Source organism: Ulvibacter sp. 2210JD10-4, from assembly GCF_058148525.1.
In genome coordinates this window covers 282,282-297,302 of sequence record NZ_JBYVJZ010000004.1, presented here as the reverse complement: position 1 = coordinate 297,302, position 15,021 = coordinate 282,282, and the positions used below count along the sequence as shown (strand labels likewise).

The window sequence follows — 15,021 nt, the reverse complement described above, 5'->3', positions numbered from 1 at the left end:
GCTAAATTAGGTGCTTAACCACGCAACTATCCATAGCCGAGACCGTTGTAGCAAATTAAAATCACTGTTATGAAAAAAATATTAATCTTATTAATTGTTCTTGGAGGATTTAACACAATCAATTCACAGAATATTTCTAAAAAAGACAGTTTAGAAATTAATGAAAAGATTGGTGACTGGAATAAAGCTTGGAAAATTAAAGATGCAAGTTTAGCGGCAAAGTGGTATTCTAATGATGCCGATTTCACGAATGCTTTTGGATTTAATATGATTGGGAAAAACAATATTGAATCATATTTATCGCGAGTATTTAAAATGGATTTTGTAATGGCTGGAAATTCAGAACAGACATCTTTGAAACTCAAATATATTTCCTCAAATGCAATACTTGCTATATCCACAATAGAGAGAAAAGGACAAAAACTAAGTGACGGAAAAGAATTAGGACAACGTAGGACAACCCATCACAGACTGTTTCACAAAAAAGACAATTGGGAAATTGTTGCACATTTGATTTCTGACGCACGAAGTATTGAAACGAATAAACATTAAAACTTGCTACATCAAAGTATAACCACAATTACGGCGGATTCGGACGTAGTCGAATCCATTCGGAATTGCTAAAGTCTGTGCTAAACTGAAAATTAACACATATAAAGCCGTAACTGACGGTTATACGAGACCGTTGTGCTTAAAACAGAACAAATCTAATGACACTTGAAGATTTAGGATATAATATAGATTTGGAAAACTATCGGAATGACCAAAACCTTGATTCATTCGAAGTCGGACGAGTTATTTCTGAACACAAGGAAAGATATGTTGTAAAAAATACTGAAAATGAATATGATGCAGAATTAATTGGAAATTTAAGGTTTTCGGCAGACAAAAGGTCTGATTTTCCTGCTGTTGGAGATTGGGTTGCTATTTCCGAATATGATGAAGGTAAAGTACTTATTTATTCTGTTTTTCCAAGGAAGACAGTAATTGAAAGACAAGCAGTTGGAAAACAAGGAGAAAAACAAATCATCGCAACAAATATTGATTTTGCTTTTATTGTACAGGCAGTTGACAGGGATTTTAACATCAACAGAATAGAAAGATACCTGACAATTTGTAATACATCCAATGTAAGGCCTATTATCATTCTCAATAAAATTGATTTGATAAATGACATTGAGTTAAAAAAGTTGATTCTTGAAGTTCAAGAAAGAATAAAGCAAGTACCAATAATTGCTATAAGTAATGAGACCAAAAAGGGTATCGAAAAGCTCAAAGAATATATACTAAAAGGAAAAACTTACTGTTTGCTAGGTTCATCAGGTGTTGGAAAATCAACTCTTTTAAACAATCTTTCAGATAGACAGTTGATGAAAACAAGTACGATTAGCTCAAGTACAAATAAAGGACGACACGTTACAAGCCACCGAGAATTAATAGTTCTTGAAAATGGTGGTATTTTAATTGACAATCCAGGAATGAGAGAAGTAGGAATTGCGGATTCAACTTGTGGATTGGAAAAGACATTTAAAATAATAGTCGAGCTATCCAAGGATTGCAAATTCAAAGATTGTACTCATACGACAGAAATTAATTGTGCCGTTTTAGAAGCTCTTAATAAAGGAGAAATTAACACGAACTCTTATGAAAACTATTTAAAAATAGAAAGGGAAAAAAAGCATTTTGAATCGACAGTTGCTGACAAACGTAAAAGAGATAAAGATTTGGGGAAAATGATAAAACATTTCAAGAAGACAAGAAAATCAAATAAGTACTAAGCACAACAACGTATATAATTAATTGCTGTAGCTGGTTAAGAGGAGGATCTTTTCTTACGTTTCACTATATTGTATTGAGGAAAATGAATCGTGTACTTTTACGCAACTAACCATACACGAACACGTTACCTACAATTATGAGAAACCGAATTTTAATAACATTTCTGCTAGCTATTGGAATTACGAATGCCCAAGAAAAATATTCGGAATTGATTATTGGTACGTGGGAATTAGACAAAACCTGTGACTTAAGAACGGACGCTGAAAAGAACGAATTTGAGGAAATTCCTTGGTGTCCACCAGAAACGGAAAACGGAACTGGATATCCAATTCGGACATATAAAGAAAACGGAGAATATTCGGATTATTTTACAGCGGAACATATTGAATACGGAAAATGGGAAATCAAAAATGAAACCCTAATTTTAAAAAGCCGAATATCAAAACAAAGCGATGAATCAAGAAAAGAGTTAATTGAGCGATTCTTAAAAAAAGGCTTGATTACAAAATACAATGATGGGTTTTATTATCAAAAGGCGATTGAAATTATTCTAAAGACCTTGACTGAAAACCGACTCGAATTCGGAAATGAAAAAGTATATTCAATACACGAAAGAATAAAATAACTGTAGGTAACAATGGCTATAATTCATTGCGGTTGAATTTCGAATTCATTGTAATTTGCTATCTTTCGGTTACGTCGGAAAATCATAGCTGATTTTCCGCAACGAGCCATACACAAGACCGTTGGCGGTAATTTGAGCAATATGAGAAGATTTAAACTTGGAATTGGAATATTCTTACTCTTTTTGGCCACTTGCTTCAGTTGTTCCAAGAGGAATCAAGAACCGAAAATCTTTGATAAATTATCCTATTATCAACCAGAAGGATTTAGGGACTCTCTACTTGTTGGAACACTTCAGGTCTTTGAAAATAGTGATGAGCAGGAAGGGAAGAAAATCAACCTTTTTGTAGCTGTAACACCGGCAATTGTAAGAGATAGCCTGATGGAACCTATCTTTGTTATAGAAGGTGGACCTGGCGCACCTGCTAGCAATCAGAGCTATTTTTACACAGAAATTGACCAAAGTTACAGACGTTATCATGACATAGTGTATGTTGATGCCCGAGGAACAGGTAAGTCGAATCCACTGCATTGCACTGAAATCCAAACCAAATATACTCCGCAAGAATATTTTGACCATCCTTTTCCACAGGCAAAACTTGAAGCCTGTATTCAGAAATATCAAGATTCAGTAGATTTTAATTTCTATCAGTCAAAGTATATGGTTGATGATCTAGAGGCTGTCCGTCAATGGTTGGGATATGATAAAATCAATCTAATGGGTATTTCTTTCGGTGGAAAGGTTTCGTTGATGTTCATGGATCGTTATCCAAACTCCATTCATCATGTGGTTTTACACGCCCCTGATGCCCCTCATTTTGAATACGTTTCGAAACGTGGCAGCTATAGCCAGCGAGCCTTAAATGAACTCTCTAAGTTATGTGAAAACGACAGCCTGTGCTTCTCAAACTATCCCTATTTCAGGAATGAATTGCAAGTGGTTATGGATAAGCTTAAGGCCGGTAAGGTTGTCCAAAACATAAAATGGAATGGGAATGAACAGGAGGTAGAATTAACATGGCCCCCAATTGCATATAAAATTTCAAAAATGCTTTACAGCGATGATCAGTATATTCAAATACCCTATTTGGTTCATGAGGCCTTTATAGGAAATTATACCCCACTAATTGAAGTAATGGATATTGCGAATACCGATACAGATTACTTTTTTGCTGATGGTTTATGGCTTTCCAACATTTGTGCGGAGGATTTACCGGCTGCTTTGCGAAATTACGATGAAAGTGAAAAAGAATCATTCTTAGGTGATTATGTGTTTGCTACAAGAAAATACGCCTGTGATCATTGGCCCGTGCAACCTTTAGAATCATCAGACCTTACTGCGGTTGTTTCTGATATTCCCACTCTCCTAATTTCAGGTCACTTCGATCCTACCCTTCCTCCAGAGACAGGTACTGAAATTGTAAAACACCTTTCAAACAGTCAACACATTGTCATTCCATATATGGCACATATGCTAGGCGATCTCTCTAATATCGAATGCTACGATCGCTATATTCTTGCTTTTTTTGATGGAAAAGAAGATCAATTAGATACTGAATGTTTTAATGAGATGAAGCCAGGGCCATTTAAACTACCGCCAACAACGTATAAAACCCATTGAAACGGGTTTTATACTAGACCGTTGTAGCGCATCCCACATCAGAAACCTATTAGTTTCTAAAGCTAACGACAGTGTGGGGTTAGAAAAAGCAGAAAAATAATTGATAATTTTGAAAAAATATAAACTACTGATTATCTACGACATAATTTGGCCTTAATCTCAGTTTAAACAAAACTAAAAATGAAAATTCATCTACTCTTATTACTATTTACTCTAACAATAGCATCGAATGCTCAAGTTATAGAATTAACAACAGACCAGTGGTTAGAAGATTTAGATTATGTAGTTACTCAGTTAAATGAGACTCATCCTAGTATTTACTATCAAATAGAGCGAGAACAGTTTAAAAACATTATAGAAATTGCTAAAAACCAAATTACTGAATCCAATTCAGGTATAGAATCATATTTAATCTTGAAGAAATTAGTAGCATCAATTCAAGATGGTCACACACGTATTATTGATAACGGTATTTTTGACATTGATGATTTAAGATTTCCATTTCGCATTGACAAGTTTTCTGATGGTGTCTTTATAACCGTGATTCATCAGGATTATGCAGAATACTTGGGCAGTAGAGTTATTTCCATCAACAACAGACCCATTGATGAAGTTATTGCGAAAGTCTCTGAAATTATTAATTGGGATAATAAGTTTGGACGCCTGCACCCAAGCTTAACCCATTGCTCATTTGCAAAAGTTCTGTTTGGTTTAGGAATTATTGAGAATGAAAATAAAGCCAATATTACTATCAAAACAAAAGATGGAAAAAAAGAAACTCTGATTTTCAATGCTGTAGCGAACAATCCATCAGAACTACGAACAGCCAGAATCAATATGATGCCGACGACTACGAATGAGTATAAAACCGTTACATCTCTGTTAAATAATAAAACACCTCTATATCTAAGAGAAAGTAATGAGAATGCAAAGTTCTATTGGTTTGAGCATCTAAAAGATAAAAGAGCTTTATATTTTCAATACAATCAAGTTGCTAATCAGCCAGGACATTTTGAAACTTGGATGGAATTTAATAATAGATTATGGAAATACATTGATAATAATGTAGACAGTATAGATAAGCTAATTATAGATGTCAGATTTAATGATGGCGGAAATGGATTAACCATGTATCCTTTTATTAATCAAATCATCAAAAGAGAACAATTTAACCAAGAGAATAGTTTGTACGTTATAATGGGTAATAGAACCTACAGTGCACCGGTCATCTTAATCTCAGAATTATTAATGCATACTAACGCTGTTTTTGTAGGTGAACCTCCTGCTAGTTCACTGAATTTTTTCAGTAATCAAAGAAGAGTTGGAAGGTTGCCAAATTCTAAAGCCTTACTAGGTATCGCAACGAGGACTATATCAAGTGCTGTTTTTCCCGATTCAACATACTTTTCACCAGACATTGCTGCGATAACCAATAGCTATGAGTACTTTAATGGTATTGACCCTTGTTTAAAAGTGATTCTTGATGATGATTTTTTATCAATAACTGCTTTTGCTGTAAAAAATGGAGCAGAAAAAGCAATAGATTATTACAATAATCTTAAAAAAGAATATGCAACAATCAAGTGGTGGAGAGAACTACAACCTCAATTTTTAGAAAGAGAAATAAATAGAAATGCCTATCAATTAATGAATGATTTAAGGATTAAAGAAGCCTTTGAGTTATTCAAACTAAATACACTAATTTTTCCAGATTCATACAATGCATGGGACAGTTTTGCTGAATGGTTTTATAACTCTAAAAAGTATCAGGAGGCAAAAAAATATTATCAAAAATCCCTTGAGTTAAACACAAATAATAGGAATGCATTGGATATGATTGAGCAAATAAATAATAAGTAATCCCATAGATTATCTAATTTGGATAAAAAACGTACTACAACAATGTATAAAAATAATAGCCAAAAAAGTAGTGAATTTAAGGGTTGTAAGCCGCTTTAACTTTCATGTAATTTGACAAGAATGAAGCCTACAATCGGCTACTATTCTTATACGAACCGTTGGCAATAATTTGAAGAGCCGAAATCCGAAACTGAATTTATGAATATGACTGAAATTCCTAAATTGACTTTTAACAAATTATTTGACTTGGTTGAGGAAAATAGATTTATAAACGAAGCTGACAGAAAGATTGCGGAAAAGATACTCGAAGCAGAAAATGATTGGGGAGATTGGAAAACCTCTGTCAAGAATTTAAATGAATTTATTATTGCATTGGAAAAAGAAGTTGGAGGAACCGTAACCAAAACTAGTCTGAACAAATTCTTAAAAAAATATAATCAAAGTATTTCTAAGAATGCTTGGAAATCAGAAAGCGTAAGTTATTTATTAGATATCTTTGAGTTAACTAAAGAAACTGAATTAAGGAAAATTTTTATTGACTTATCTAAAAAAATAAAATGAAACAAATCTATTTTCTGTTTTTTAGTCTTTACAATTGCTACTTCTTGTAATCTCAAAGAAACTTTTCAAAAAATACAAAAAATCAATACTGAATTGAAAAAAGAATTTGACCATTCAGAAATAAGTTCTAGTTATCATTTTCGGCACTGAAGAGAATGATGATTATTTTCAGATAGACTTTTACGAATATAATTTGTCAGATAAAACTCATCCAGAATATGATGATTTGGATTTTATAGAAGTAAGGTTTTCTAAATCTAGTAAAGAAAATTCTGATTCATTTGTCAATTTTAAATTTGAATAAAAAACTATTACCAACAACGTGTATAGCCAATTGCTGGTTCTAAGTGTACTCGGAAAATCCTACGGATTTCCCTCCGGTTCGTTTTCTTTTGCTAAATTAGTTGCTGGCAACATAGCAACTCATAGCCGGAGCCGTTAGCTATAATACTACAATACTCAAATGAAATACTCGATAATTGGTGCAGGAATTGGAGGCTTGACCACAGCTCTTGCATTTGAAAAAAAAGGAATAGATTATCATATTTTTGAGCAAGCCTCTGAGTTATCTGAAGTTGGAGCAGGAATATGGCTTGCTCCAAATGCATTACAAGTTTTAGAACATTTGGGAGTATTAGACGGTATTAAAGAAAAAGGGAACTCAATAGACAGAATTACGCTTGGCAAAGCAGATTTAAGTTCATTATCTGACAATTTTCAAGACAAAATTAAAAGAGAGTTTGGATATTCGACTATCGCAATCCACAGAGCAGAGCTTCAAAAGTTATTATTTGATAAAATTCCTAAAAAGAAAACATCTTTAGGAAAAGGGTTTCAATCATTTGAAAAATTAAATGATAAAAATATCAAAATAAAGTTTGATGATAATTCAGAATTTGTAACAGAATTTTTAATTGGAGCTGATGGTATTAACTCAAAAGTAAGAAAGCAGTTATTTCCTCAGAGTGAAATCAGGTTTTCAGAGCAGACTTGTTGGAGAGGTATAGCAAATATTAAACTAGACAAAGAATTTGAAAATAGAGGAATGGAACTTTGGGGGAATCAAATTCGCTTTGGAATATCAAAAATTGCAAAAGATAAGGTTTATTGGTTTGCTGTAGCTTTAGATAAACCGAACCAAAAAGATGATAAAAATTTAGTAAAACAAAAGCTTTTAAAAATGTTTGCCAATTTTCACCCGTTAGTAAACAAATTAATAACAGCTACTCCTGAAATCAATATTTTAAGAAATGACATTAATGACCTTAAACCTCTTGAGAATTGGCATAAAGGTAATGTTTGCTTAATTGGAGATGCAGGACACGCAACTACACCTAATATGGGACAAGGTGGTGCACAAGCGATTGAAGATGCATATTACCTTAGCAACTTAATTCAAACCAATCCAAATCAAAATGTTTTTAAGTTGTTCCAACAAAAAAGACAACCGAAAGTTAATACGATTGTAAAACAATCTTGGACAACAGGAAAAATGGCTCATTGGAGGTATGGTAAAAACTTAAGAAACTTTCTATTAAAGAATATACCAAAAAAAGCATTGGAAAATAAAATGCTGGAAATGTATCAAATTGAAAAAACAATTCAGATTTGAAGAGAAACAATATGAAATTTAAATTATTTTTTGTTCTTGTTTTTACGGTGACTATTTTAAGTTGTAATAGCAAGCCAGATAAAAATAACAGCTATCATACCCGGATGGAAAAGTCAATTGATTCAATTTTTAATCAGCTGGCAACCGATGAAATTTTTAATGGTGAACTCCTTGTGGCGCAGGGAGATGAAATAATTGTCCATAAATATTATGGGAATGCAGATCTAATTTCAAAAAAAGATTTTACAGAAGGATCTGTATTCGAATTGGCCTCGGTAAGTAAACCGTTTACTGCACTGGCAGTTGCTAAATTGGTATCGGAAAATAAACTGGACTATGACGATCCTATCACAAAGTTCTTGCCCGAACTTCCGTATGACAGTATCACAATAAAGCATTTGGTTACACATACGTCAGGATTGCCGGATTATAACACGGTTCTGTATCCGGTGTGGGATCCCGAAAAGGTTGCTAATAATGACGACCTGCTTGCTATTTTGGTAGAAAACCCGCCCAAACTGGTATCAGATACAGGTGGAGAATGGAAATATAGTAATATTGGATACACCCTTTTGACAATTATTATAGAGCGAGTGCAAAGCCAGACATTTCCCGAATATTGTAATGATTTTATATTTAGACCTTTGGGGATGGATCACACTACAATTCCAACCTTTGAAGAAACAAAGACCAATGCTAAATATGTGAACGATTATATCTTTAGCTTTGGAAAGGCAACTTATATTGACCCAAATGTATATCCGTCATTTGATAATGCAACCTTTACGGGTGATATGTACGGTGCACAAGGTATTTGCTCTAATGCTACTGATCTCTACAATTTCACCAAAATATTTTCATCTCAGGATATTTTACCGGAGGCATCCTTTAAGTTATATACATTGGGACAAGGAATCAAGACAGCAATGAGTGAAGACTATACATTGGGTTGGTTTTCCGATACCGATTCACTAATGGGGAGATCTTTGTATTATGTAGGAGGTTTTACCGGACACCGTTCTTTACTTCAGTATAATTATGATAAAGAAACAGTGATTGTTATTCTTAATAATACTTCAGCGCCAATTTGGTCTCTTAGGAAAATAGTTGTCAATTGTTTATCTGATCTGGATTTTGAGTATCCAAAAAAATCCTATATAAAAATGTTGAGTTATCAGCTTCAGGAAATTCAAAAAAATAAGATCACCAAAGAGCAAATGACTACTTTTGATGATAACAGCTATGAACTTAAGAGTTATGAATATGAAGAATTAATTGAAGAATTAACAGCCGACGATCAATACGATCTGGCAATCATTGCTTCTGAAAAGGTTTCTGAAATTGATCCTGATAATTACAGGCCACTTTTTCATATAGGTATTATAAAATATAAAACGGGTAAGATTGAAGAATCACTGATCTATTTCAATAAAGCGCTGGATCTTAATCCTAATGATACGTTGATAATTAATAGAATTAAGGAAATAAAGGGTGAGTAAAGCGTCTCGTTGTTATATGAGTTCCAAAATCCTTTCCAATACCATCCCACGGAAAACTTTATAAGAAAACTGTTTTTAGGAGGATTTATTGATATTTTTCGAAAGATAACTACTTATCGAAGTACCATATTTTACAACAAAACCATCATGAAGGCGTTTACAATCATGAAGCCTTTATGAAAGCAAACAGAGTATCAGACTTTTTAGGAGTTACCTCAAATAGATTTCAAAATGATTCGTTCTCCGTTTCAATTGTTAACTACCACCATTTTGTTTCTGAAGATTGGCATTATCATGAGGATATTCATTTATCTTCCATTTTGGTAGGTGGTAACCGGGAATCCAGAAAAAAGGAAGATATTATTGTGAATCCGGGTAAGATCATGACCTATAGAGAAGGTGAAATTCACCGAAACAGATACACGGTTTTTCCTTCCAAAAACCTGAATATAGAACTAAGTAGTGCCTTCTTTAATGATGAGCTCCGGTTCACTAACCTGCAACCCGACAATAGTGTTTATTTGTCCTTAATGAAAGTGTATTATGAATTATCGATAAATGATGTATACTCTAAGCAATCCATTAAGCAAATAGTAGCATCTTTTTTCTATAAGGATGAATCCTTTAAAAAACCTTTGTGGATTGATTCTTTAGTGTCGCTTTTACATGACCGTTGGAATGAGTTTATCTCACTGGAGGAACTTTCAAAAGAACTTGGACTTCACCCGGTTTCCATTTCTAAATACTTCGCTAAGCATTTTAATTGCACCTTGGCAGACTATATGCGGAAAATAAAAGTGGAACGTGCCATTTATTTATTGTTTAATTCGGATGCTTCCATTACTGAAATAGCCTATCAATGTGGTTTTTCGGATCAAAGTCATATGAATCGTTTGTTTAGGTTCTATATTGGGTTTAGTCCCAAGATGCTAAGAAGATTATAATTTTTTGTAAGGCTAATTTCATTCTATTTCTGTAACTGGCTTTTTTTTACTTTGCTCAAAAAAAGTATATGAATACATTACTATTTAAGCTTTCGTTTCTCATCTTCCTTACAATCCATCCGGTGTTTAGCCAGCTAACGATGACCGAAGATCAAAAAGACGAGTTTCTAAAAGACTTGGTATTGAGCTTTGAAACCGAATATTTATGGGAGCAGGAAGGCAAGGAAATAGCAAAAACACTTCAGGCTAAGATTGATAATGGTGATTACGTAAAGATCAATGATGCAGAAATTTTTGTGGAAACTCTAAATCGTGACCTGTTTGCATGGTCGAACGATCTGCATTTAAATATAGGTCTGCACTATCCAAAATCTAAAGAATTTTCCAGTACATCGAAGCCTTCTTCAAATCGTTCTATGTTCAAAAAGGAGCTTATAAGTAAAGGTATCTACTATTTGAAATTTAATGAGTTCCCAGCATTGAAACCATCATTAGAAAAAGAAATAGAGGAACTCATGGCATCTTTTGAAAACCCTAATGCAATTATTATTGATTTACGTGATAATGGTGGTGGTTCAGATGAAACTGTCAATTACCTGGCAGGTTACTTTTTTGAAGAAAAAACAAAACTGGCGACCAGTTATCAATGGAATAAGCAACCTCAGGAGATCTGGGCTTTGCCAAAAGCTTATTCCAAATCATTATCCAAAGCCAGGTTGATCATTTTAACGAGTCAGTCCACATTTTCAGCAGCAGAAATATTTACCCAGCGACTCCAATTGCATGAAAGGGCCATCGTCATAGGCGAACCAACACCGGGGGCAGCCCACAGGACTGCAACCTACTTGATGAGCGATATATTCCTTCTAAACTGGCCTTATGAAGAATCAAAACATGTTAAAGGTGAGTATGATCTGGAAGGAGTTGGTATTGAACCCAATTATTTAACACATTATAACAATGCCAAAAACGTTGCAGTGGAGTTTGCACAAAATGGGCAAATCTCTATCCCCGATAAAATTAAAATACCTGAAGAAACAAATTTGATAAATGCTCTTCTAGAAGTGATAAATTCAAAATCGATTGATGAAGTGTTTATCTCAAAACATCTCTTATCAGATAATCAAGATCAGGTTTTAAAAACTTTAAAGAAATTTAAAACTGTTTGGAATGATAATCTGGATGCAGAGTTGATAAATATTCATTATTTAAATGAAGATAGCTTCAGGATTTTCTTTAAAACTGGTTATGGTACCATTCAGATGAAGATCATTCTGACTGACAAAAAAATTGAAAAAATCATGTATCGGTTATAGTATTTCCAAAATTCTTTCCAATGCCATACCCCGGGAAGCTTTTATAAGCATAAAACTTTTTTGGGGAAGATGTTGCTTCAAATGTTGCCGGAGAGTCTCAAAGGTTTCAAATTTGTGAATATGAGGTGCGTTTGTCTTGACCTTATAAAAATTACTGCCTATTAAATAGGTTTCGCCTATAGGGTCTTTTTCCAGATAAGTAGTAATGTGCTGGTGTTCGGTTTCAGCTTCAGTACCTAATTCGAACATATCTCCTAAAAACAACACTTTATTTTCTCCTTCAGCTTGCTTAAAATTTTCTAAAGCTGCTATCATACTGGTTGGATTGGCATTATAGGCATCCAATATGATGCTGTGTCCTTCTTTTTCAATAAGCTGTGAGCGGTTATTGGTGGGAATATAACCTTCGATAGCTGTTTTGATCTTTTCTGTGGGTACTTCAAAATAATCCCCAATAGCAATGGCAGCAGCGATATTATGGAAGTTGTACAGGCCAATTAACTGACTTTGTATGGAAAGCCCCTTGTATTGCACTAAAAGCTGATTTGAAGCATCTTTTAACTGAATATGGCAGTTTTGATGTTCATCACCAAAAGTAATACGCTTTAAACTTTTTGAATGCAGCATTTGAGTAGCATCATTAGCATTCACAAAGACTGTTTTATCGTGCTCTTTCAGGTGCTTGTATAATTCGGTTTTACCTTGAATTACGCCTTGTACACTTCCGAAACCTTCCAAATGTGCCTTGCCAAAGTTGGTGATATAGCCGTAGTTCGGGAATGTGATGTTACAGAGCTGTTCGATCTCCTTTAAGTGATTGGCACCCATTTCCACGATACCTATTTCGGTTTTAGAAGTCATAGAGAGTAGAGTGAGGGGGACGCCTATATGATTGTTTAAGTTTCCTTTGGTGGCTGTTACCTTGAATTTTTGCATTAGTACTGCATTGATAAGCTCTTTGGTGGTAGTTTTACCATTACTTCCGGTGAGTGCTATAATAGGTAGTTGTAGTTGTTTTCTATGAAAAGCGGCCAGTTTCTGAAGTAATTTAAGAGAATTTCCACATAATATAGTCTCTCCTGTATTTCTATGATACCGTATTTCATCTATAATTACTTTGTAAGCTCCTTTGTTGAGTGCTTCCTGTGCAAATGTGTTACCATTAAAGTTTTCTCCTTTTAAACAGAAAAAGAGGCATCCTTTTGTAATATTTCGGGTATCGGTGCAAATACCGGTACTTTCAGTAAAATAACGATGGAGAATTTCAATTTTCATCTGCAAATAAAAGTACTAAAAAAGCCCTCCTGAACAATGTTCAAAAGGGCTTTTTGTATTTGAAACTATATATTTTTAATTTCTAGGGCGTTTTCCTTTTTTAGATTTAGAACCTACACGAGACATAGCACATCTAAAACCAATGTAGTCTGTCGCCATATCTTGCGGGAAATAACGTCTTTGAGCAGGATCTAACCAGTAATCTCTGTCTCTCCAGGAACCTCCTTTATAAACTCTCACCTGATTGTCTATAAGTGTTGTTCTGCTGGCAGATTTATCATATTGACGTTCAAGACTTCCGGTACTGTCTGCATATACCTGATGTTTAGGAGAATTGTACATTCTCTTCTTATCATCAATTTCGCTCTCTTCTTCATCGCTAAAAGAAGAATAGTATCGTGTAGAACGCTTGTCACCATCACGATAATCACGGTTGTCACTATCGGAGAAGTTGGTTCTTAAATAGGTTTCACTTTCGTCTACAGGAACCTGTAAGATCTCTCCCGGTAGGTTTCTGGCTACTATTTTTCCGTTGCTCAAGGTGTCATATACGATTGAGTCTGCAGTTACCACTTTTACTTTACCATCTTCGCCTATAGCGTTTTTAGTATAAACATTACCACGGTAGTAGTTAAAGTCGTTAAATTCATCGTCAACGATTGGACGGTACACATCTGCAACCCATTCGGCTACATTTCCTGCCATATCGTACAGACCATAGTCATTAGGCTCATACGATTTTACCTGTGCGGTAATATCTGCGCCATCATCACTCCATCCTGCAATACCTCCATAGTCACCATCGCCTTGCTTAAAGTTTGCTAATTGGTCACCACGAGATCTTCTGTCTCCGGAACGTGTGTATTGACCGTCCCAAGGATATTTTTTTCTACCTCTATATACATTGTAGTTACGCAATCCTATAAGGCCAAGAGCGGCATATTCCCACTCAGCTTCTGTTGGAAGGCGATAATCCGGCATTAAAAGGCCGTCTTTTCTTTGTACATATAGGTTTGTGCTGTCTTTGCTCTTTTTGGCCAATGATTCGGATCTTTTACCACCACGGGTAATAGAATCATTACCTCCATAGGTAAGCGTTGGAGAATTAAGATAGGTTTCGGTGCTGAATGTTTGCCCCGGCTCCACATCATAACGGGCATTTCTTACTGTAATGCCTTCTTCTTCCAGGATCAATTCGTTAACCCTGTCGGTTCTCCAGTTACTGAATTCTACTGCCTGTACCCAACTTACACCTACTACAGGATAATCTGCATAGGCAGGGTGACGCAAATAGTTATTGGTCATTACTTCGTTGTATCCTAAGCGGTTTCTCCAAACTAAGGTGTCCGGAACTGCTCCGTCATAGATACGACGATAATTTTCATCGGAAGGAGGGAAAACTTGTTTGATCCAATCTAAGTATTCCAGATACATAAGATTGGTAACTTCAGTTTCGTCCATGTAGAAGGACTGAATATGTTGTTGGTTAGGAGAGTTGTTCCAGTCATGCATAGGGTCATCCTGGACTCTACCCATGGTGTAGGTACCACCTTCTATAAAGACCAGACCGGGACCAGTTTCCTGTTCTTTTGCCTTGGGGTTGTACTGAAAACCACCTTCTTTGGAATTCATTTTCCATCCGGTAGCTCTAGAACTGTCCTTATAGTCTCTAGTCTTGTTACAACTTACTAATAAAGAAGTTACAACTACTGCAATAAATAGCTGTAATGCTAGGTTTTTTCTAATGTTCATAGTTTCAAATATGAAAAAATTGGGTTCGCAATATAACAATTAACGATAAAAGCGCAATAATATTTTAAATATTAATGCACTGTAAGGTTCGGTGATTCATTACCGACCCCATTACTAACGTATTACTTTTTTAATTATTATGTAAAAATGATAATATAAAAAACTTTAAAAAACCAGC

General features: G+C 34.6%; 12 protein-coding genes. 10 read left to right on the top strand and 2 right to left on the bottom strand.

What is annotated here, in order from left to right; translation table 11 throughout:
* Nucleotides 1–69 precede the first annotated feature (69 nt).
* From ACY2RT_RS11450 to ACY2RT_RS11405, 10 genes are all read left to right on the top strand, one after another.
* Nucleotides 70–552 carry a Cif family virulence factor gene (locus ACY2RT_RS11450; protein WP_490156049.1) on the top strand — a complete coding sequence of 161 codons (483 nt, stop codon included), beginning with the start codon at nucleotides 70–72 and terminating at the stop codon, nucleotides 550–552.
* Nucleotides 553–710: 158 nt separating this feature from the next.
* Entirely contained in the window at nucleotides 711–1,778 is a 1,068-nt protein-coding gene (rsgA, locus tag ACY2RT_RS11445) for a ribosome small subunit-dependent GTPase A (protein ID WP_490156048.1), read from the top strand.
* A 137-nt stretch (nucleotides 1,779–1,915) separates the two neighbouring features.
* Nucleotides 1,916–2,404, top strand: coding sequence for a hypothetical protein (locus tag ACY2RT_RS11440; protein ID WP_490156047.1), 489 nt, complete (start codon nucleotides 1,916–1,918; stop codon nucleotides 2,402–2,404).
* Nucleotides 2,405–2,545: 141 nt separating this feature from the next.
* Nucleotides 2,546–4,024: an alpha/beta fold hydrolase gene (locus tag ACY2RT_RS11435; protein WP_490156046.1), complete on the top strand. Its 1,479-nt coding sequence runs from the start codon at nucleotides 2,546–2,548 to the stop codon at nucleotides 4,022–4,024.
* Between the two features lie 180 nt (nucleotides 4,025–4,204).
* A complete protein-coding gene (locus ACY2RT_RS11430) occupies nucleotides 4,205–5,884 on the top strand; it encodes a tetratricopeptide repeat protein (RefSeq protein ID WP_490156045.1) in 1,680 nt (559 codons plus the stop codon).
* 204 nt (nucleotides 5,885–6,088) lie between these two features.
* A complete protein-coding gene (locus ACY2RT_RS11425; protein ID WP_490156044.1) occupies nucleotides 6,089–6,445 on the top strand; it encodes a hypothetical protein in 357 nt (118 codons plus the stop codon).
* 463 nt (nucleotides 6,446–6,908) lie between these two features.
* Nucleotides 6,909–8,057 (top strand): FAD-dependent monooxygenase, encoded by a 1,149-nt coding sequence (locus tag ACY2RT_RS11420; protein ID WP_490156043.1) that lies wholly within the window; start codon nucleotides 6,909–6,911, stop codon nucleotides 8,055–8,057.
* Between the two features lie 104 nt (nucleotides 8,058–8,161).
* On the top strand, nucleotides 8,162–9,556 hold the full coding sequence (locus tag ACY2RT_RS11415) for a serine hydrolase domain-containing protein (RefSeq protein WP_490156042.1): 1,395 nt from the start codon (nucleotides 8,162–8,164) through the stop codon (nucleotides 9,554–9,556).
* 176 nt (nucleotides 9,557–9,732) lie between these two features.
* A complete protein-coding gene (locus ACY2RT_RS11410; protein ID WP_490156041.1) occupies nucleotides 9,733–10,500 on the top strand; it encodes a helix-turn-helix domain-containing protein in 768 nt (255 codons plus the stop codon).
* Between the two features lie 68 nt (nucleotides 10,501–10,568).
* A complete protein-coding gene (locus tag ACY2RT_RS11405) occupies nucleotides 10,569–11,816 on the top strand; it encodes a S41 family peptidase (RefSeq protein WP_490156040.1) in 1,248 nt (415 codons plus the stop codon).
* On the opposite strand, the gene ACY2RT_RS11400 is transcribed toward ACY2RT_RS11405, so the two are convergent.
* Nucleotides 11,811–13,091, bottom strand: coding sequence for a UDP-N-acetylmuramoyl-tripeptide--D-alanyl-D-alanine ligase (locus ACY2RT_RS11400; RefSeq protein ID WP_490156039.1), 1,281 nt, complete (start codon nucleotides 13,089–13,091; stop codon nucleotides 11,811–11,813). The two genes, ACY2RT_RS11405 and ACY2RT_RS11400, sit on opposite strands and share 6 nt — an antisense overlap.
* 75 nt (nucleotides 13,092–13,166) lie before the next feature.
* Nucleotides 13,167–14,843: a gliding motility lipoprotein GldJ gene (gene gldJ, locus ACY2RT_RS11395; protein WP_490156038.1), complete on the bottom strand. Its 1,677-nt coding sequence runs from the start codon at nucleotides 14,841–14,843 to the stop codon at nucleotides 13,167–13,169.
* Between the last annotated feature and the right edge of the window lie 178 nt (nucleotides 14,844–15,021).

What these genes read in the sequence shown, in the direction of transcription:
- ACY2RT_RS11450 (WP_490156049.1), top strand. Translation starts at nt 70, where the DNA reads ATGAAAAAAATATTAATCTTATTAATTGTTCTTGGAGGATTTAACACA.
- rsgA (WP_490156048.1), top strand. Translation starts at nt 711, where the DNA reads ATGACACTTGAAGATTTAGGATATAATATAGATTTGGAAAACTATCGG.
- ACY2RT_RS11440 (WP_490156047.1), top strand. Translation starts at nt 1,916, where the DNA reads ATGAGAAACCGAATTTTAATAACATTTCTGCTAGCTATTGGAATTACG.
- ACY2RT_RS11435 (WP_490156046.1), top strand. Translation starts at nt 2,546, where the DNA reads ATGAGAAGATTTAAACTTGGAATTGGAATATTCTTACTCTTTTTGGCC.
- ACY2RT_RS11430 (WP_490156045.1), top strand. Translation starts at nt 4,205, where the DNA reads ATGAAAATTCATCTACTCTTATTACTATTTACTCTAACAATAGCATCG.
- ACY2RT_RS11425 (WP_490156044.1), top strand. Translation starts at nt 6,089, where the DNA reads ATGACTGAAATTCCTAAATTGACTTTTAACAAATTATTTGACTTGGTT.
- ACY2RT_RS11420 (WP_490156043.1), top strand. Translation starts at nt 6,909, where the DNA reads ATGAAATACTCGATAATTGGTGCAGGAATTGGAGGCTTGACCACAGCT.
- ACY2RT_RS11415 (WP_490156042.1), top strand. Translation starts at nt 8,162, where the DNA reads ATGGAAAAGTCAATTGATTCAATTTTTAATCAGCTGGCAACCGATGAA.
- ACY2RT_RS11410 (WP_490156041.1), top strand. Translation starts at nt 9,733, where the DNA reads ATGAAAGCAAACAGAGTATCAGACTTTTTAGGAGTTACCTCAAATAGA.
- ACY2RT_RS11405 (WP_490156040.1), top strand. Translation starts at nt 10,569, where the DNA reads ATGAATACATTACTATTTAAGCTTTCGTTTCTCATCTTCCTTACAATC.
- ACY2RT_RS11400 (WP_490156039.1), bottom strand. Translation starts at nt 13,091, where the DNA reads ATGAAAATTGAAATTCTCCATCGTTATTTTACTGAAAGTACCGGTATT.
- gldJ (WP_490156038.1), bottom strand. Translation starts at nt 14,843, where the DNA reads ATGAACATTAGAAAAAACCTAGCATTACAGCTATTTATTGCAGTAGTT.